A 17,665-nucleotide genomic window follows, 5' to 3' on the forward strand; every position below is an offset into this window, starting at 1 on the left:
ATGCTTAATCCCCAACAATTACATGACCAATTAACTGCCCTTGCTAAGCAAGAAGGTATTCAGCAGTGGGATATGGGTGCTGCCAGCGGCACCGATGTATCGGTTCAGGTAGATCGAGGCGAGCCAAAACAACTCAAGGGTGCCCAACGCAGTGCCGTAACAGTTAGGGCCTGGACCAGTGATGGAAGGGTGGGGATCACAAGCAGCACTGATTTATCCGAGGAAGGTCTTGCCCAAGCCCTTAAGGGTGCAAAGGAAGCCAGTGCCTTTGGTGATTTGGAGGAGCCCCCTGGGCTTTCCTGCCGTTCCCTTGAGCCATTAACGCCCCTGGAGCGGCCTGTTTTGCCCCTTAGGCCGATCCAAAGCCTGTTGCAAACATTGCTGCAGGCTGAAAAGGAGTTGTTGGATTTCCATCCTGCGATTAACACCGTTCCCTACAACGGCCTTTCCGAGCGCAATGGCGAAAGTGTTTATCTAAATAGTCTTGGTGCCCAACGCCATCAAATCAGCAGCTCCTCCGCCTGCTACCTATACGCCAGAGCAGAGCAGGATGGCCGTAAACCCCGCAGCGCCGGTGCTGTGCGTTTGGCCTATGGATCTGAAGGCCTTGATGTGCAGGCATGTATTAAAGAAGCAGCTGAATTAACCATTAGCCATCTCGATTATTCCGCCATTGATACAGGCCATTACACCTGCATATTTAGCCCAGAGGCATTCCTTGATTTGATCGGTGCATTTAGCAATATTTTTAATGCAAGGGCCGTACTTGATGGCTTGAGTTTGTCTAACCGTGATTCCCTTGGTAAACCATTGGCGGTGCCATTCCTAAACCTTTGGGATGATCCGCTCCACAGCGCAAATCTTGGTGCTTCCAACTTCGATGGCGAGGGCACACCAACGGCACCATTAACTCTCATTGAAGCTGGTAATTTGGCCCATTTCCTGCACAGTGAAGGCACCGCCAGGCAGTTTGGTGTGGCCCCCACCGGCCATGCGGGCATGGGGGCCAAGGTGTCTGTTGGCCCAGATTGGTTTGTGGTTGCCCCCACCCCTGGTGCTGGCGTTGGTGATAGCCATCTAAATCGCCATAAAGCCGATGGGGTGGTGTGGATCGATTCCCTATCTGCTCTCCATGCGGGCGTGAAGGCAAGCCAGGGTTCCTTTTCACTGCCCTTTGATGGTTGGCTTGTTAAAAATGGCGAGCGCCATTCGATTGAAGCAGCAACAGTGGCCGGTGATATTCGCACCGTTTTGAATTCAATCCTTGCCCTAGAGGGGGAACCATTGGTTACACCGGGTGGAATCTGCCCCCATGTGTGGGTTGAAGGTTTATCGATAACTGGTGAAGCCTGATTTTTTAAGCAACTTGATGTTGCCTTTATTGCCGTGAAGGTGTTGTTTTGGGGCACCCCCGCCTATGCCATACCAACCCTTGAGGCCCTATTTGATGGCGGCCATCAAATAGTTGGTGTGGTTACCCAACCCGATCGCCGCCGCGGCAGGGGTGGGGCATTGCAGGCATCAGCGGTAAAAACGCGGGCTTTGCAACTGCAAACAACTGAGCCAATTCCAATCTTTAGCCCGGAACGGATTCGCAAGGAACCCCACACCCAGGCTGCCCTTGCTGCCCTTGGGGCAGACATAAACATCGTGGTGGCCTTTGGCCAGTTGTTGCCTCCGGAGGTGTTGGCTGCGCCCAGCTATGGCTCTTGGAATGGCCATGGTTCCTTGCTGCCCCGTTGGCGCGGGGCTGCGCCGATTCAATGGAGCTTGATGGCAGGCGACGGCGAAACCGGCGTGGGGATCATGGCCATGGAGGAGGGTTTAGATACGGGGCCAGTGCTTCTAGAGCGATCCCTTGACATTGGTTTATTGGAAAATGCCAGCCAACTGGGGGAGCGCCTCAGCCGCCTCACAGCTGAGTTAATGGTTGAAGCATTGCCGTTGATTAGCAGTGCCAATTTCAGCCTTAAGCCCCAAGCCGCTGAGGGCATAAGCCATGCCCGCCTGATTACCAAGGCTGATTATCAAATTGATTGGCAGCAACCGGCCCTGCAATTACATCGCCAGGTGATGGCTTTTTATCCTGGTGTGCATTGCGATTGGCGCGGCAAACGCATGAAATTGCTCGCTACTGAACCACTGGTGCAGCGCTTAGCTGGGCAGTTGAGCCCAGAGGCGGCTGAATTAACAAAACAGCAGTGGCCAAAAGAAACCCCTGGAACAGCGCTAAAGGCCATAAACGGCCTTGGCATGGTGATTGCCACAGGCGGTTGCCCCCTTTTGGTGCGCACTGCTCAATTGGAGGGTAAAACCCCAGCCAGTGGTTCAAATCTATTGCAGCAACTCAGCTGATCAGGCCCAGATCAACCGGCTCCAAGCCAAACAGCGGGCAATACTCACAACGCCTAGGCCAATGCAGATGGGGCAGTGCAATGGACCCATGAACTACCTCTCCAACCGCTTCAGCATAGTTTGCGGCGGTTGGTGAATCCCCATAGGAATAAAAGACCTACCAGGCTTAGTAGTAACCATTGCGGCAATTCGATAAAAGGCCAAAACACCCGCACTAATAATTGAATGCCAACCAAGCCAACGGCGATATAGCCTGCTGCTTCCAGCCTCGGGTAATTGTTTAATAGTTCAATAAATAAGTTAGAACTTAACCTAAGTGCCACCACACCAATTATGCCACCGGTTATAACAAGCCACAACTTATCGCTAACTGCAACGGCCGCGGCTACACTATCAAGGGAAAAGGCAAGGTCGGTGAGGGCAATGCTGATCGCGGTGCCAGCTAGTTTGCGATCAAAGCCAAATAAATTATCAGCGGATATTATGTTGGTGGAGTTGTTTAATGATTCATCTATTGATTTATTCTCAAGTGATTTAGAATCTAATAATTCAGGTTCTGGTAATTCTACTTGCGATGAATTATTGATAAAATGATCAGCGCAAAGCCAGAGTAGATATGCTGCACCTGCGGCCATTAATGGTTTAAACCCTAGAACCCAGCGGGATACAAGGATCAAGCTAATTCGAAAAAACAAGGCAAAAACCAAGCCCAGATTGAGCGCTTGTTTTTGTTGGTTTTGGCTTTTTAAGCCCTTGGCGATTGCAGCCAGGGCAATGGCGTTGTCGGCTGATAGCACCACCTCCAATCCCACCAACACCGGCAGCAGCAGCAGCACCTCATGCCATTGGTCTGCTGCGGTAATTAGGGGCGTTAGGGAATCAAGGCTTGAAGCTTCCATCGCTGCAGCTTAGAAAGCATGGGTGCCGCTCCAAGCAGAAAAGGGGATCAGAAATATGCGTGCTGATTTAGCCACCCAGGTGGATTTGCTCCATGCCGATGGCCAGAGGGTGGTGGTGCGAGTGAGTTGCAGCAGTGGCGGGGTGCTGATTTCTGCCCTTGGTGAGGCCCCAGGGGCAGAGCAGGCGGAGGACCGCGCCTTAGCTCGTTTGCAGCAACGGCTTGCTAATCCCACTGCCCCAGCGCCTGTTCAGAAAATCAGCTCACAACCTTCTTTGGCGCCAGTGGCAGTTGAACCAGCCCCCGAACCTGCTTCAGAACCAACGCCAGAACCAACGCCAGAACCTGAGGATTGGAGTGAGGAGCTCACCGCCGTTGAAATGGAATTGCAACGGCTCAATTGGGATCGCAGCAAGGAGGGTCAATACCTGCAACGGGCCTTTGGCCACAGCAGTCGCAGTCGTTTAGTGCGTTATGGCGATTTAGTGGCCTACCTAAAAGCATTGCGAATTCTGGAGCCACCCTTGGAGCCCACCGCAGCAGCCCTGCCCCTGCTGCGCCCAGCACTGCTTAAAACCAGTGATGAATTGCTGGGCCAATTGGCATGGGGGGCAGAGGAGGGGCGTGCTTTTTTGGTTGAACATTTCAGCCAAACCAGCAGGCAGCAACTCAGTGATGCCCAGTTGCAGGAGTTCAACCAATCCCTGCAGCAACTGCTGCTGAATGCCCCATCCCCCCAAACGGCTTGATCAGTTGCGAAGATCTGCAGCTGTGCAGTGCAATTTTCAATGCCTCTAACCGCCCTGGTGCGCCAGCTGGAGCAGGTGCCGCTAACGGCAGAGGTGTTGGAGCGCATCCGCAGGCCAGATCGCTTGCGGTTGCAGGGTGCCAGCCGAGCGGCTAGGGCCCTAACCACTTCAGCCCTGGCCTGCTGTGAAGGCGCCCCTTTACTGGTGGTGGTGCCCACCCTTGAGGAGGCGGGCCGTTGGGCGGCCCTATTGGAGTTAATGGGTTGGCCCACCACCCAGCTGTATCCCACCAGTGAGGGTTCCCCCTACGAGGGTTTTGATCCCACCAGTGAAATCACCTGGGGGCAACTGCAGGTTTTAAGTGAATTGCTAGCCATTGATGGCGCCGGCAGGCGCAGTTGGCGCGGGGCAATTGTTGCAAGTGAAAGGGCTCTACAACCCCACCTGCCACCGCCTGCGGTGTTAGCCGAACAATGCCTGAGCTTGCGTAAAGGTGATTGCGTAAACCTGGAGCAATTGGGCGAAACCCTGGCGCGGCTTGGCTATGAACGGGTAGCAACGATTGAACAGGAAGGCACCTGGAGTCGCCGCGGCGACATTGTTGATCTATTTCCGGTGAGTGCTGAATTGCCGGTGCGGCTTGAATTTTTTGGGGATGATCTAGATAAGTTGCGGGAATTTGATCCCGGCACCCAACGCTCCCTCGATGGGGTGGAGCTGGTGCGGCTCACCCCCACCAGCTATGGCCCCCTGGTGGCGCAAGCCCTGCGGGAGCAATTGCCAGATGGCCTTGAGCAGTTGCTCCAGCCAGAGGCAATGGAGCAGTTATTGGCAGGGGGTACCCCTGAGGGTATGCGGCGCCTAATGGGTTTGGCCTGGAATGAACCCAGTTCATTGCTTGATTACCTGCCTGAACACACCCTGGTGGCCGTAGATGAACGGCGTCAACTATTAGCCCATGGCCAGCAGTGGTTCAACCATGTTGAACAACATTATCAAGATGAATCAGCGGAGCTGGCTGCATCACTACTGCCTAATTGTTTACACAAACCAATTGCTGCTGCCCTTGCTCAACTGGAGGCATTTGCTGGTTTTGACCTCGCTGAATTAGCAGAAACAGACAACCATCCAAATAGTTTTGAACTAGCGAGCAGATCGGTTACCGCCTATCCAAATCAGTTCGGTAAATTAGCTGGATTGATTAAGGGTTTTCAACAAGATAAGGCGCGGGTTTGGTTGCTATCGGCTCAACCGTCGCGGGCTGTTGCCTTATTAGAGGAGCATAATTGCATCAGTAGGTTTATTCCAAACCCCCATGATTTTCCAGCTATTGAGCGTTTAATCGAGCAGAATACGCCGATTGCCTTAAAAACTAAAGCCAATGTTGAGTTGGAGGGCTTACAGCTTCCCGCCTGGCGCTTGGTATTAATAACTGATCGGGAATTTTTTGGCCAACATAATCTCACAGCCAGTGGTTATGTGCGGCGTCGGCGTAGGGCAGCCAGCCGAACTGTTGATCCAAATCGGATGCAACCCGGCGATTTTGTGGTGCATCGCAACCATGGCATTGGCAGATTTTTAAAATTAGAAAAACTTGCCATTGCTGGGGATGCTCGCGATTACCTAGTAGTGCAATATGCCGACGGTTTATTACGGGTAGCAGCTGATCAATTAGGAAGCCTTGGCCGTTTCAGAGCAAGCACAGATGCACCGCCAGAACTAAATCGCATGGGCGGTATCGCCTGGGCTAGGGCAAAGGAGCGGGCCCGTAAGGCCGTGCGCAAGGTGGCCCTTGATTTAGTGAAGTTATACGCCGAACGGCTTGAATCTCCAGGTTTTGCCTTCCCTGTTGATGGCCCATGGCAGCTGGAATTAGAGGATTCATTTCCCTATGAGCCAACCCCTGATCAAGTAAAAGCAATTGCTGATGTGAAGCGCGATATGGAAATAGCAAAGCCGATGGATCGCTTGGTGTGTGGTGATGTGGGATTTGGTAAAACAGAAGTGGCTATCCGCGCAATTTTTAAGGCGGTAACCGCCGGTAAACAATGCGCCCTATTGGCGCCCACCACCGTGCTAGCCCAACAGCACTGGCGCACCCTTAGTGAACGTTATGCCCCCTACCCATTAAAAGTTGCATTGTTAAATCGCTTTCGCACAACAACTGAGCGTAAGGAGATCCTCGCTGGCCTGCAGGAAGGCGCTATCGATATAGTTGTTGGCACCCATCAATTATTAGCAAAAGGCACACAATTTAAGCAATTGGGTTTACTTGTGGTAGATGAAGAACAACGTTTCGGTGTTACCCAGAAAGAGAAGATTAAGGTTTTACGTAAGGATGTGGATGTTTTAACCCTGTCGGCAACCCCCATACCCCGCACCCTTTATATGAGTTTATCGGGGGTGCGGGAGATGAGCTTGATAACTACGCCGCCTCCCCTGCGCAGGCCGATTAAAACCCACCTCGCCTCCTTGGATGAAGAGGCGGTTCGCAGTGCAATTCGCCAAGAACTGGATCGCGGCGGCCAGGTTTTTTATGTGGTACCCAGGGTGGAAGGTATCGAAGAAGTTGCAGGGCAGTTGAGGCAAATGTTGCCCGGTTTGCGTTTACTGGTGGCCCATGGCCAGATGCAGGAGGGCGAATTAGAAAGCGCCATGGTTGCATTTAATGCAGGCGAAGCGGATTTAATGCTTTGCACCACAATTATTGAAAGCGGGCTTGATATTCCACGGGTGAACACAATCCTGGTGGAAGATGCCCAGAAATTTGGTTTAGCCCAGCTCTATCAACTGCGGGGCAGGGTGGGTAGAAGCGGTATCCAGGCCCATGCCTGGTTGTTTTATCCAGGCGATGCTTCCCTCACAGAAGCGGCCCGTCAACGGCTGCGGGCAATTCAGGAATTTGCCCAACTTGGCAGTGGTTATCAATTAGCCATGCGAGACATGGAAATCCGTGGTGTGGGCAATTTGCTTGGGGTGGAGCAAAGCGGCCAGATGGAAACGATCGGCTTCGATCTCTATATGGAAATGCTGCAGGAGGAAATGGCTGAGATTCGCGGCCAAGACATCCCAGCGGTAGATGAAACCCAGATTGATTTAACAATTACCGCGTTTATCCCTGCTGATTGGATTACGGAGGCAGATGAAAAACTAGCGGCCTACCGGGCAGCCGCTGATTGCATCAGCCGTGAAGCATTGCTGCAGTTAGCCAGTGATTGGATTGATCGCTACGGCGCCCTGCCGGCAGCGGTGCAATCACTACTTCAGGTGATGGAGTTGAAACTACTGGCCAAACGCTGTGGTTTTGCGCGCATCAAGCCGGAAAAACCAAATATTGCCCTCGAAACCCCCATGGAGGAACCTGCATTCCGGCGTTTGCGCCAGGGTTTACCAACCCATTTGCATGGCCGGCTTGTGTATCAAGCCGGCAGTGGCTCCACCGCCAAGGTGTTAGCCCGTGGTTTAGGGGTGCTGCCTGCCGATAAGCAATTGGAGGAGCTCAAAAACTGGCTGGAGCTGATGGCCGCCCAAATCCCTGGTAACTAATCGCCTCAGTTTCGCAAAAGTTCGTTACAATACGGCCAACGGAAAAAAGTAATGGCTGCGATTGTTGACCTCAGTGATGGCCTTGGCGCAGTGTTAGACCTTGGTGGCACTGCCTCCGGCCTTGGTTTTTTGGTTTCTTTGCTCGCCTGCGCCGGCCTGGGCGTGTTCGCCCTACTTCAACAGGATGGCAGCAACGACGACGACGACTCAAACCCAGGTGGCGGGATCATGCAACCTGTGGGAGGGGCGGCTTAAAAAGTAGTTCTTAACGAACTATTCTTCTCCAGCCCCTAGGGCTGCGGGAAGATTAGAGCTAGCTGGGTTATAGATTTTTGCTTTGATAACACCAGTGGAGGCAGCATTTAGCTGCTTGCTTAAAGTGGTTTCAGCAACTTTGTATTGCGGATCGCTCCTGGTTCCCAGCTGTTCAAATTTAAGGTTTCTTGCATCCTCTTCGCTGAGTTTGGCTGTGATATCTGGCTGAATGCCATATTTATGGATATCTCTGCCGCTAGGTGTGAGGTATTTTGCAATAGTTACCGTCATCCCGGAGCCATCGGATAGGCCCCTAACCGATTGCACCAAACCCTTACCAAAGGTTTTTTGACCAACTAAAACAGCTCGATTGTTATCCTGCAAAGCACCGGAAAGTATTTCACTGGCGCTGGCAGATCCTTCATTAACTAGAACAACAACCGGTGCTTTTGTGAGTGCTTTGCCGCCGGCGCGCTTTATATCCTGTACACCGTCGCGGGTTTTAGTGGATACGATCACCCCATCATCTAACCACTGGCGGGCGATTTCAACGCTCGCCATCAAGAGGCCGCCTGGGTTGCTGCGTAAATCCAACACATAGCCCTGGGCGCCCTTCTCCTCCAGTTCTTTTATGGCTTGGCGCATATCTTTTGTGGCATTGGCATTAAACTGCTTCAGGCGTATATAACCCACCTTGATGCCATCCGGGGTGGTATTTAATCTGCTATCAACAGCATGGATTTCGATGCGGTCGCGAATTAGATCAACGCTGATAAGTTGACTTTTATTGCGGCGTAGTTGAATTGAAACTTTGCTTCCCGCTGGCCCGCGGATTAATTTCACCGCATCTTCGGTGCTCATCCCTTTAGTGCTCTTGCCATTTATTTGTGTGATCACATCTTTTGGCTTTACATCAGCCCTTGATGCTGGTGAACCATCGATGGGTGATACAACAATTAATTCTTTTGTGTCTTTGTCAAGGCTCAATTGAATGCCCACCCCGGATAGTTCACCGGAGGTGTCTATTTGCATCTCCTTGAATTCACGCGGATCTAGGAATCTTGTGTAGGGATCATCCAAGGTGGCAAGCATGCCGCGAATCGCTTCATAGGCATCTTTTGTATTGCCATAGCTTTTATTGAGCACATCCTTGCGCAGGGTTTTCCAGCGATCCTCGGTGTATTTACCAGTGGTATCGAGATAATCCCTAAATACGATCTGCCAAGCTTCATCCATCACCTCCTTGGGGCTATCGGAAATGATCGCAGCGGTGCTGCTGCCGATGATTAAATCGCTGCCAAGTACAACAACACCAGCTAAAGCGCCTGCACCAGCTAGGGCTAACAAAGCAATGCGGCGCGCTCCCCTTTGGCTCATCGAGTTTTTCTAAGTCCCCTAAACGTAACGCTTATTCAGGCTTGGGGCTCTACCCAGCGGCCATCGGCTTTGATCAAGGCGATCAGTGCCTCCACACCCTCAGCCTCGGGCACGCGGCCTATCTCCTCGCGGCCCCGATAAAGGGAGATTGTTCCTGGTGTTTTACCCACGTAGCCGTAGTCGGCATCGGCCATCTCCCCAGGGCCATTAACAATGCAACCCATCACAGCAATATCCAAACCTGTGAGGTGATCGGTGGCGGCTCGCACCTTATGGAGCACCTCCTCCAAATTGAAAAGGGTGCGGCCGCAGCTGGGGCAGGCCACATATTCCACCATCGTTTTGCGCAGGCCAAGGGCTTGCAAAATGCCATAGCAAACTGGGATTTCCTTTTCCGGTGCCTCTGTTAAAGACACGCGAATCGTGTCCCCCAAACCATCGGCTAGCAGGGTGGCGATGCCAGCGGTGCTCTTGATCCGGCCGTAGTCGCCATCCCCCGCCTCCGTTACCCCCAGGTGCAGTGGGTAGTGGAAGCCCTCTTCATCCATGCGATGGGCCATGAGCCGATAGGCCGCCAACATCACTGGAGCCCGGGAGGCTTTCATCGAAATAATGATGTTATGGAAATCAAGGCGATCGCAGATCCGGATAAATTCCAAGGCGCTTTCCACCATGCCCATGGGCGTATCGCCGTAGTTGAACAGCATCCGTTCCGCTAGTGAGCCGTGGTTAACACCAATGCGCAGGGCTTTGTCTTGCTGCTTGAGCAAACTCACCAGCGGTTCAAATGTTTCGCTAATCCGTTCGGCAATGGCTGCACTTTCAGCAGGGCTGAATTCAGTGCGATTGGGATCCGGCTTATCAAATACAAATAAGCCTGGGTTGATCCGCACCTTATCCACGTGGTTGGCCACCTCCAAGGCGATCTTCATGCCGTTGTGGTGCACATCAGCCACAAGTGGAACGGGGGGGCCGCTTTTTTCCACTAGGCGCCGGATTTCTGCCACCGCTTTGGCATGGGCTAGGGAGGGCACCGTTAAACGCACTATTTCGCAACCGGCTTCCTGCAGGCGACGAATGCCGGCGCTGGCCCCCTCCACATCAAGGGTGTCTTCATTGATCATCGATTGCACCACCACGGGGTGGTCGCTGCCGATCCACACATCACCCACCCGCACGCTGCGGGTTTTACGGCGGTGGATAACCGTGTCAAAACGGGCCGGGAGGCCGGTCATGGTGTGTTGGCAGGGGTGCGAGCCAAACCATGGCACATTTCATCACCTTTGCGCAGCTGCGCGCACGCTTCGCTTAGGTCTTGGCGGGTTAATTGCCTTGGTGAATCAGCTGCCAACGAGGCAAACCGCAGCAGATAGGAGGGGTGAAAAATTGCCCTATAGAAGCGTTCTTGCTTTTGATGCCAATGGCCCCGTTGCAGGCCAAGCTTGCCTTTAATGCCCAGCACTGCACTAACAGCCGTAGCACCAGCCAACAGGATCAGGCCAGGATTAATCAGCTCTATCTGCCCCTCTAGCCAGGGCAGGCACTGGCTGATTTCAGTGCTGCTTGGTTTGCGGTTACCGGGCGGACGGCACTTGATCACATTGCAGATGTAGAGATCGTTGTTGCTACAAAGGCCCGCCTCTTCAAGCATTTGCTCGAGCAGTTGGCCGGCACGGCCCCGAAATGGTTCGCCGCATAGATCCTCTTTTTGGCCTGGTGCTTCACCGATCAACATCAGCCTTGCTTTGGGATTACCCCGGCCCACAACAACTTGGTGGCGCTCTTTTGCAAGCGGGCAGGCTTGGCAATTGCTGCATTGCTGCGCTAATTCCGCCAGCAGGGCTTCCGTTTGTTTCAGGCTCATGGCTGGTTTTGGCTTACTTCGGCCGGCTCCAGAAGCAATAGTTTGTTGCCCTCCGGATCAGCAAGCCAGGCTTCACGGCCAAAGCTTTCCTGGCGGCTTGGCTCCAGCAATTGCCCCCCCAGCGTTAGGGCCAGAGCAATGGCTTGCTCGAGTTTCGTAACAGGAAGGCAAAGGGCGAGGCGACCCACCTGGGCCGGCTGGGGCCGCTGCCTGGAGGGGCAATAAAACAGCAATTCGCCGGCACCAGCAAAGGCCACCAGCCAAATGGCACCTTTTTTAATTGCATTTTCATTGGCTAAAGCTGCATAAAAATGGGCCAAATCTGCTGGATTGTTGCTGGCGAGCACCCAAAAAGGACTGGCGTTCATGCACACTGGAACCGCTGGATTTTTTGCTGATGCTCTCGGTTCGGGCACAGGCCCTTAAGCCCTCCCTAACCCTGGCGATTGCCGCTAAGGCAAAGCAATTGCAAGCTGCAGGCAAGGATATCTGCAGCCTTAGTGCAGGCGAACCCAATTTTGATACCCCGGCCTTCATTCGCGAGGCGGCCACTCGGGCCCTTGAAAGTGGTGCCACCCGCTACGGGCCTGCGGCGGGGGAGCCGCAGCTGCGGGCAGCTATTGCAGCCAAGTTGGCCAGGGCCAATGGCATGGTTGTAACCCCTGAACAGGTATTGGTTACCAATGGCGGGAAACAGGCCCTCTACAACCTGTTTCAGGTGTTGCTTAACCCCGGCGATGAAGTGCTTTTGCCTGCGCCCTATTGGCTTAGCTATCCGGAGATGGCCCAACTGGCTGGGGCCAGCGTTCGAGTAGTTCCCAGTGCCGCAAAGGATGGCTTTCGGCTTGATCTGCAGGCTTTAGAGGCATTGATTACGGAGCGAAGCAGGTTATTGATTCTCAATACTCCTTCCAATCCCACTGGCTTGGTGTTGCAGCAACATGAATTGGAGGCGGTGGCTGAATTGCTAAGGCGCCATCCCCACTTAGCTGTTGTTTGTGATGAGATCTATGAATTCCTATTGGCACCTGGCCAGCAGCACCACAGCCTGGCGGCCTTAGCGCCTGATCTAGCCGAGCGGTTATTTGTGGTGAATGGTTTTGCCAAAGGTTGGGCCATGACCGGCTGGCGCCTTGGCTACCTAGCTGGCCCCCTGCCTGCGCTTAAAGCTGCCATTGCCCTGCAGAGTCAGTCCACCAGCAATGTGTGCACCTTTGCTCAATTTGGTGCCCTTGCCGCCCTTGAGGCCTCCCTGGATTGCGTTGAGGAGATGGCAAAAAGTTTTTCAGCCCGCCGCGCCCTGCTCACCAAGGGATTGCAGCAATTGCCCGGTTTGGTGTTGGTGCCCCCCACCGGTGCTTTTTATGCATTTCCTGATGTGAGTGCCCATGGGCTTAATTCGCTGGATTTTTGTAATCAATTGCTGGATCAAGAGGGTTTGGCCCTGGTGCCTGGTGCTCCCTTTGGCGACGACAGATGTGTGAGGCTTTCCTGCGCTGTTAATAGTGCAACAATTGAAGATGGCCTGAATCGCCTGGGCCGCTTTTTAAGCAACTTGAATAAACCTTGAAACTACTTTTGTTCTTTTGGCTAGCGGCTGCAGCTGTAGGCCCGCTTACGCCAGCTATGCCATTGCAGGCTCAACAAAGCGCGCCTGCCATAGCTGCAAAAAAAATATTGCGAATTAGCGCTATACCAGATCAAAACCCAGAGAAACTGAATCGCCTCTATGGCTTGCTTGCTGAAGAGTTGGAGCAAAAGCTGGGCGTGGCTGTTAAATATGTGCCGCTGATTGATTACATGGCAGCGGTAACAGGTTTTCGCAATGGCGACTTGGATTTAGTGTGGTTTGGCGGCCTTACGGGCGTGCAGGCGCGCCTGCAAACCCCCGGTGCCCAGGTGTTGGCCCAGCGGGATGTGGATGCAGCATTTCATTCAATTTTCATTGGCAATGTAAATAGCGTTGCTGCAATCAAACCAATTCGTACTTTTAATGATCTGCAGCAGTTGAAGGGCAAAAGGTTTACTTTTGGCTCCGAAAGCTCCACCTCTGGCCGCTTGATGCCCCAATATTTTTTAGCTAAAGGTGGCGTGAAAATAACTGATTTTGCCGGGGGTGCCCCTGGTTTTAGCGGCAGCCACGACGCCACGATCGCCCTGGTGCAAAGCGGCGCCTACGAAGTGGGCGCAGTTAATGAACAGGTTTGGCAAACAAACCTAAGGAAGGGGAATATTGATCGCACAAAGGTTGTTGCACTCTGGCGTACGCCCCCCTATCCCGATTATCATTGGATTGCCCAGGGCAACTTAAACAAACGCTTTGGCCCTGGTTTTAGTTCTAAGTTGCAAAAAGCTTTGATTCAACTGCGCCCTTCTAATCCGCGGCAGCAACAAATTCTTGAATTATTTGGCGCCCGTCAATTTGTTGAAGCGCCTGCTTCTCAATATGGCCAAATTGAGGCGATTGGTAGAAATTTAGGCAAGATACGTTGATGTTGGAATTACGGGGGATTTGTGTGCCCGGTAGGCAGCGACCCCGTTTAAATAATTTAAGTTTTAGTTTAGCTAGTGGCGAACGGGTAGCGCTGCTTGGTGCCAGTGGTGCCGGTAAAAGCACCCTGCTGGCTGTGGCCAATGGCTTGATTAAACCCACTGCAGGGGTTGTGTATTGGCATGGAGAACCCGCTGCAAATGGCGGCAGGCGTCTGCGTCAGCAGGCTCGCATCGGCACCCTCTGGCAAGACCTGCGCCTGGTGGAGCAACTAACGGTTCAGCAAAGCCTTAATTGCGGTCGCTTGGCGGCTTGGCCCTGGCATTTGGTTTTACTAAATCTGCTCATTCCCCTTGAAACCTCAGCCTGCTCCAAGGTGTTGGCACAAGTTGAATTAACAGCTGATTTATTACCGGTGCCAATCATTCAACTCTCGGGTGGGCAACGGCAACGGATTGCCCTGGGGCGGTTGTTGCGGCAGGGGGCTGACTTGTTGTTGGCAGATGAACCATTAGCCCAGCTAGATCCACCGCTGGCGGCAAAATTATTGAACCTATTGCTCGAGCTGGGCTCTGCCCCGCGCGCTTTGTTGATGAGCCTGCATCGCCCCGATTTGTTGCAGGGTTTTGATCGGGTTTTGGGTTTGCGCTGCGGTGAATTGGTTTTTGATACTCACCCGGCTCGAATTAGCGCTTCACAGCTTCAGTATCTATATGAAAGTGATCAACATAAAAGCGATCAAACCTGATGCGTTTTCAGGCTGCTCCCGCCCTAGGCCTGCTGCTGCCAGCGCTGGTTTTTCTGCCGCTTGTTGCCCTCTTGCCAGGAGCAGTGCATGGCGGCGGTTGGACATTGATTGCTGCTTTTGGCATGGCGGCCCTACAGCCAAGTTTTACGCCAGCCCTTGTTGCTAATGCCCTCCATGGAATTGCGATCACCTTGGCGATTGCCCTTTGGTCGTGGTTATTGAGCATGGCGATTGGCTTAATCGCCGCTGTTTTTTCTTCTCCCACTGTTACCACCGCCCTTTGGGGTTGCCGTTGGCCCGCCCATTGGTTGCGTCGTCTGCTGGCAATCCCCCGGTCGTTGCATGAGTTGCTTTGGGGTTTGATCCTGTTGCAGTTGATCGGTTTGCATCCGGCCGTGGCGGTTTTGGCTATTGCAATTCCCTATGGCGCCCTGGTGGCAAGGGTGCTTAGTGATCAGCTGGAATCCTTAGATCAAAAACCATTTCAAGCATTGCAAGCAGCTGGGGTGGCTGCCCCTGCTGCTTTGTTTTCAGCCCTAGGGCCCAGCTTGCTGCCGGGCTTGCTCAGCTACGGCGGATATCGCTTTGAATGCGCCCTGCGTTCGGCCACCTTGCTGGGCGTATTTGGTTTGGGGGGTATTGGGGCTGATCTGCGGCTTTCGTTGCAGTCTTTGCAATTCAATGAAGCCTGGACAAGCCTTTGGGCCCTGGCCCTGGTGATGTTTTCAATGGAGCAATTAATTGCCCTATGGCGAGGTAGATGTGTGCAGGGCAGGCATCTATTAATCCTGCTTGGTTGTTTGCTGATACTGCTATTTCCAGCTGCCAATTTGCTTGATTTGCAATGGCAGGTATTACTAAATCCCTGGCGTTTGCTGCCAGCTGATCAGTTATTTCAGCTGCAGGGTTGGTGGCAACCTTGGCCCCAATTAATTGGCAGCACTGTTTTATTAACCATCACCGCTGCCTTGGCTGCCTTTGCGGCAACGCCATTGCTGCTTTTGTTGATTTGCCCTTGGCCGTGGCTCCAGCTGCTGCTGCGGGCCTTTGGTTTATTTGCAAGGTTAATGCCACCGCCATTAACGGCTTTGTTGCTCTTATTTGTTCTTAAGCCAGGGCTATTACCCGCTGCTATTGCCTTGGCTTTTCATAATGCTGGCATCCTGGGCCGCTTATTTCTAGAAGGCCTGGAATCCCAAGACCCACGCCCTGAACAGGCCCTATGGGCGGCGGGTGTGCCCAGGCGCCGGGCCCTGTTGATGGCCCGTTTTAATGGCCTAGCAACCAGCTACATGGCCTATGGCGCCTATCGGGCCGATGTGATCCTGCGGGAAACGGTGGTGGTTGGCCTGGTGGGAGTTGGCGGCTTAGGGGCTGTTCTTTTGGAGGCGCTCAGTTCTTTTGCTTGGGCTGAGCTGCTGCCGGTGTTGGTTGTTTATGCCCTGCTCACATTGCTTGGGGAGGAATTGGCAGATCGTTACCGCCGCTCCCTTTTGTTTAACCACACCCAATTGGGGGGGGGGAGTACCCCCCAATTGGAGCTTTTGCCAAGGGGTGTGCCAGGGCCAGCTTGAAAGGGTTCCACTGCACCTGCAGCCATGGTTCCCCGCTCAAATCCCTATTCCCCTGCCACCCTTGAGGCCATGCATCGCAACTACGCCAGTAGCCGTTGCACCAGGCTGAGAAATCGTTTAGTAGAAGCCCATTTAAACCTGGTGCGCCAGCAGGCCCAGCGCCAGGCGCAACGCTGCAACCTTGGTTTCGACGACCTATTTCAAATTGGTTGTTTGGGTTTACTGGCGGCAGTAGAGGGATTTGATCCAAGTAAGGGCAATGCCTTCAGCACCTACGCGGTGCCTTTAATTTCGGGGCAGATGCGCCACTACCTAAGAGACCGGCATCAACCGATTCGCTGTTCCTGGCGGTTGCGCCAGTTGATGGCAAAACAGGAGCAGCTGCAACAGCAGCGCCAGCACCAAGGCTTGTTACCCCTAACCGATGCTGCCTTAGCCCTACGGCTTGGTTGCACCCAGCAACGGCTGCAGCAGGCCCGGGAGCTGCACCACGCCTTGCAATGCACCAGTTTGGATGCCCAAAGTCAAAATGCTGATTCCCAGCAACAGCCAAGCCAGGAATTAGTTGATAGCAGGCCCGGGCCAGAGCAAAATTTGCTTTGGCAGGAATTAAATGAACGGGTGGCTGCTTTAGCACCCGCTGATCAACACATAGTGCGGGCCTGTTTGATGGAGGGACGCTCCCAGCGGGAATTAGCGCGGGAGCTGCAGCTGAGCCCCTGCAAACTTTCCCGGCGTTTACATCGCCTCCAGCAAATGCTGAGGGAACAGCTCAGTGCAACAGCACCATGGCAAGCCCAGCTGCAATAACAGTTAGAAGCCCATTTACAGCTTCATTGCTAAGCCAGCGAACTCGGGGCTGTAGTTCAGCCCCGATCAAACTTTCAATTAGGCATGCAAAAAATGCCACCGCTGTTATCAGCGGAATTTGGCCTGCTGGTATCAGCTTTAGGGCCCAACCCACAGCAGAAAAAAGCAGTGAGCCCGCCAGGCTTGCCAGGGTTCCCTCCAAGCTCACTGCCCCATCGGTGCCAGGCGGCACTGGCTTCCACTGGCTCAGGCTCACGGTGCTGCGGCCCCAACGTTTACCGATTTCACTGCCAAAGGTGTCGCCGAGTTTGGCGGCAAAACTGGCTATAAATCCACTTAGCAGTAATTGCTTTGGAGCCCCTGGCAGCAGGGTGGCTAGGGCCAGCAGTGCGCCAGTGGCAGCGGAACCCCATACATTTTCTGGCCCCCTTCTTCCCCCACGCGCTTCGGCAATGCCGAGGGACTCTTTTTTGGCAAATCCGAGTTTGGTAACAGCTGATCCCAAGGCCAAATACAACACCACGGCCCACCAACCGCGCCAGCCGATGCTTGCCGCAAGCAGGGTGCCTAGGCACCAGGCATGGAACCAACCCGCCTTAGTTAATAGGGGTAGGCGCTGCACCAAGAGGATCAACAAACCATTGATCAGGGCACTAGCTAGGGCGCCGGCGAGCCAGCCCCCAACAGCTTGGCTGATCAGTTCAGTTGTACTATTGTAATTCAAGTTGGTTTGCTCTGGTGAATTCCGTTAGCCCCTTGTTCCTTGCTGTGCGAGTTGGGGATGTGGTGGCGGTGGCGCCGCCGCGGCAGCAGGTTTTTTTGGCCCAGGTGATCTGCTGTGAGGGGGGTGCCCGCACGGCGGAGCCATCCCTTTTGCAGGTGCTGCGGGAAGACGACTTGGCCGTAATTACGGTAAATGCCGATTGGGTTATAGATCGCCTCGCCAGCCGGCTAGTTTAAGGAAAGATTGTGCTTAAATTAAGAAAGCAGTAAGTAAT

17 protein-coding genes are annotated in these 17,665 nt (G+C 53.6%); 11 read left to right on the forward strand and 6 right to left on the reverse strand.

The window, feature by feature from the left end; translation table 11 throughout:
* Both KBY68_RS00620 and fmt read left to right on the forward strand, forming a co-directional pair.
* Window positions 1-1,353 carry a TldD/PmbA family protein gene (locus KBY68_RS00620; RefSeq protein ID WP_255095512.1) on the forward strand — a complete coding sequence of 451 codons (1,353 nt, stop codon included), beginning with the start codon at window positions 1-3 and terminating at the stop codon, window positions 1,351-1,353.
* A gap of 33 nt (window positions 1,354-1,386) precedes the next feature.
* Window positions 1,387-2,355 (forward strand): methionyl-tRNA formyltransferase, encoded by a 969-nt coding sequence (fmt, locus tag KBY68_RS00625; RefSeq protein ID WP_255095513.1) that lies wholly within the window; start codon window positions 1,387-1,389, stop codon window positions 2,353-2,355.
* A 110-nt stretch (window positions 2,356-2,465) separates the two neighbouring features.
* Here fmt and KBY68_RS00630 read toward each other — a convergent pair whose 3' ends face one another.
* The gene (locus tag KBY68_RS00630; protein WP_255095514.1) at window positions 2,466-3,254 is read right to left on the reverse strand and encodes a MeeY/MeeF family manganese export membrane protein; all 789 of its coding nucleotides are present in this window, start codon (window positions 3,252-3,254) and stop codon (window positions 2,466-2,468) included.
* Between the two features lie 55 nt (window positions 3,255-3,309).
* On the opposite strand from KBY68_RS00630, the gene KBY68_RS00635 reads away from it, so the two are divergent.
* The 3 genes from KBY68_RS00635 to KBY68_RS00645 are packed head-to-tail and all read left to right on the forward strand — an operon-like array spanning window position 3,310 to window position 7,803.
* Complete coding sequence (locus KBY68_RS00635; RefSeq protein WP_255095515.1) at window positions 3,310-4,002, forward strand: hypothetical protein; 693 nt, start codon at window positions 3,310-3,312, stop codon at window positions 4,000-4,002.
* Between the two features lie 39 nt (window positions 4,003-4,041).
* Window positions 4,042-7,548 carry a transcription-repair coupling factor gene (gene mfd / locus KBY68_RS00640; protein ID WP_255095516.1) on the forward strand — a complete coding sequence of 1,169 codons (3,507 nt, stop codon included), beginning with the start codon at window positions 4,042-4,044 and terminating at the stop codon, window positions 7,546-7,548.
* A gap of 51 nt (window positions 7,549-7,599) precedes the next feature.
* Window positions 7,600-7,803 carry a hypothetical protein gene (locus KBY68_RS00645; protein ID WP_106499386.1) on the forward strand — a complete coding sequence of 68 codons (204 nt, stop codon included), beginning with the start codon at window positions 7,600-7,602 and terminating at the stop codon, window positions 7,801-7,803.
* A gap of 18 nt (window positions 7,804-7,821) precedes the next feature.
* Here KBY68_RS00645 and KBY68_RS00650 read toward each other — a convergent pair whose 3' ends face one another.
* Genes KBY68_RS00650 through KBY68_RS00665 form a run of 4 tightly spaced genes read right to left on the reverse strand, consistent with a single transcriptional unit; the run spans window position 7,822 to window position 11,412 of the window.
* On the reverse strand, window positions 7,822-9,180 hold the full coding sequence (locus KBY68_RS00650) for a S41 family peptidase (RefSeq protein WP_255095517.1): 1,359 nt from the start codon (window positions 9,178-9,180) through the stop codon (window positions 7,822-7,824).
* Between the two features lie 35 nt (window positions 9,181-9,215).
* On the reverse strand, window positions 9,216-10,415 hold the full coding sequence (ispG, locus tag KBY68_RS00655; protein WP_255095518.1) for a (E)-4-hydroxy-3-methylbut-2-enyl-diphosphate synthase: 1,200 nt from the start codon (window positions 10,413-10,415) through the stop codon (window positions 9,216-9,218).
* The gene (locus tag KBY68_RS00660; RefSeq protein ID WP_255095519.1) at window positions 10,412-11,044 is read right to left on the reverse strand and encodes a uracil-DNA glycosylase; all 633 of its coding nucleotides are present in this window, start codon (window positions 11,042-11,044) and stop codon (window positions 10,412-10,414) included. The genes ispG and KBY68_RS00660 overlap by 4 nt, the downstream gene beginning before the upstream one ends.
* Window positions 11,041-11,412: a VOC family protein gene (locus KBY68_RS00665; RefSeq protein ID WP_106499390.1), complete on the reverse strand. Its 372-nt coding sequence runs from the start codon at window positions 11,410-11,412 to the stop codon at window positions 11,041-11,043. The genes KBY68_RS00660 and KBY68_RS00665 overlap by 4 nt, the downstream gene beginning before the upstream one ends.
* A gap of 29 nt (window positions 11,413-11,441) precedes the next feature.
* Here KBY68_RS00665 and KBY68_RS00670 point away from each other — a divergent pair, with 29 nt between their 5' ends.
* The 5 genes from KBY68_RS00670 to KBY68_RS00690 are packed head-to-tail and all read left to right on the forward strand — an operon-like array spanning window position 11,442 to window position 16,667.
* On the forward strand, window positions 11,442-12,614 hold the full coding sequence (locus tag KBY68_RS00670; protein ID WP_255095520.1) for a pyridoxal phosphate-dependent aminotransferase: 1,173 nt from the start codon (window positions 11,442-11,444) through the stop codon (window positions 12,612-12,614).
* Window positions 12,615-12,670: 56 nt separating this feature from the next.
* Entirely contained in the window at window positions 12,671-13,537 is an 867-nt protein-coding gene (locus KBY68_RS00675) for a putative selenate ABC transporter substrate-binding protein (RefSeq protein WP_390634971.1), read from the forward strand.
* A complete protein-coding gene (locus tag KBY68_RS00680) occupies window positions 13,537-14,283 on the forward strand; it encodes an ATP-binding cassette domain-containing protein (RefSeq protein ID WP_255095522.1) in 747 nt (248 codons plus the stop codon). The genes KBY68_RS00675 and KBY68_RS00680 overlap by 1 nt, the downstream gene beginning before the upstream one ends.
* Window positions 14,283-15,857 (forward strand): ABC transporter permease subunit, encoded by a 1,575-nt coding sequence (locus tag KBY68_RS00685; protein WP_255095523.1) that lies wholly within the window; start codon window positions 14,283-14,285, stop codon window positions 15,855-15,857. Before KBY68_RS00680 ends, KBY68_RS00685 begins: the two co-directional genes overlap by 1 nt.
* Before the next feature lie 24 nt (window positions 15,858-15,881).
* Window positions 15,882-16,667, forward strand: coding sequence for a sigma-70 family RNA polymerase sigma factor (locus KBY68_RS00690; RefSeq protein ID WP_255095524.1), 786 nt, complete (start codon window positions 15,882-15,884; stop codon window positions 16,665-16,667).
* Here the strand turns inward: KBY68_RS00690 and KBY68_RS00695 are convergent.
* Complete coding sequence (locus KBY68_RS00695) at window positions 16,630-17,367, reverse strand: DUF92 domain-containing protein (protein ID WP_255095659.1); 738 nt, start codon at window positions 17,365-17,367, stop codon at window positions 16,630-16,632. The genes KBY68_RS00690 and KBY68_RS00695 overlap by 38 nt on opposite strands.
* A 38-nt stretch (window positions 17,368-17,405) precedes the next feature.
* Between KBY68_RS00695 and KBY68_RS00700 the strand changes: the two genes are divergently transcribed.
* Window positions 17,406-17,627 (forward strand): DUF3104 domain-containing protein, encoded by a 222-nt coding sequence (locus tag KBY68_RS00700; RefSeq protein WP_255095525.1) that lies wholly within the window; start codon window positions 17,406-17,408, stop codon window positions 17,625-17,627.
* The last annotated feature ends 38 nt before the right edge of the window (window positions 17,628-17,665 follow it).

Origin of the sequence: Synechococcus lacustris Maggiore-St4-Slac (genome assembly GCF_024345595.1) — a bacterium.
Lineage (GTDB): Bacteria > Cyanobacteriota > Cyanobacteriia > PCC-6307 > Cyanobiaceae > Synechococcus_D > Synechococcus_D lacustris.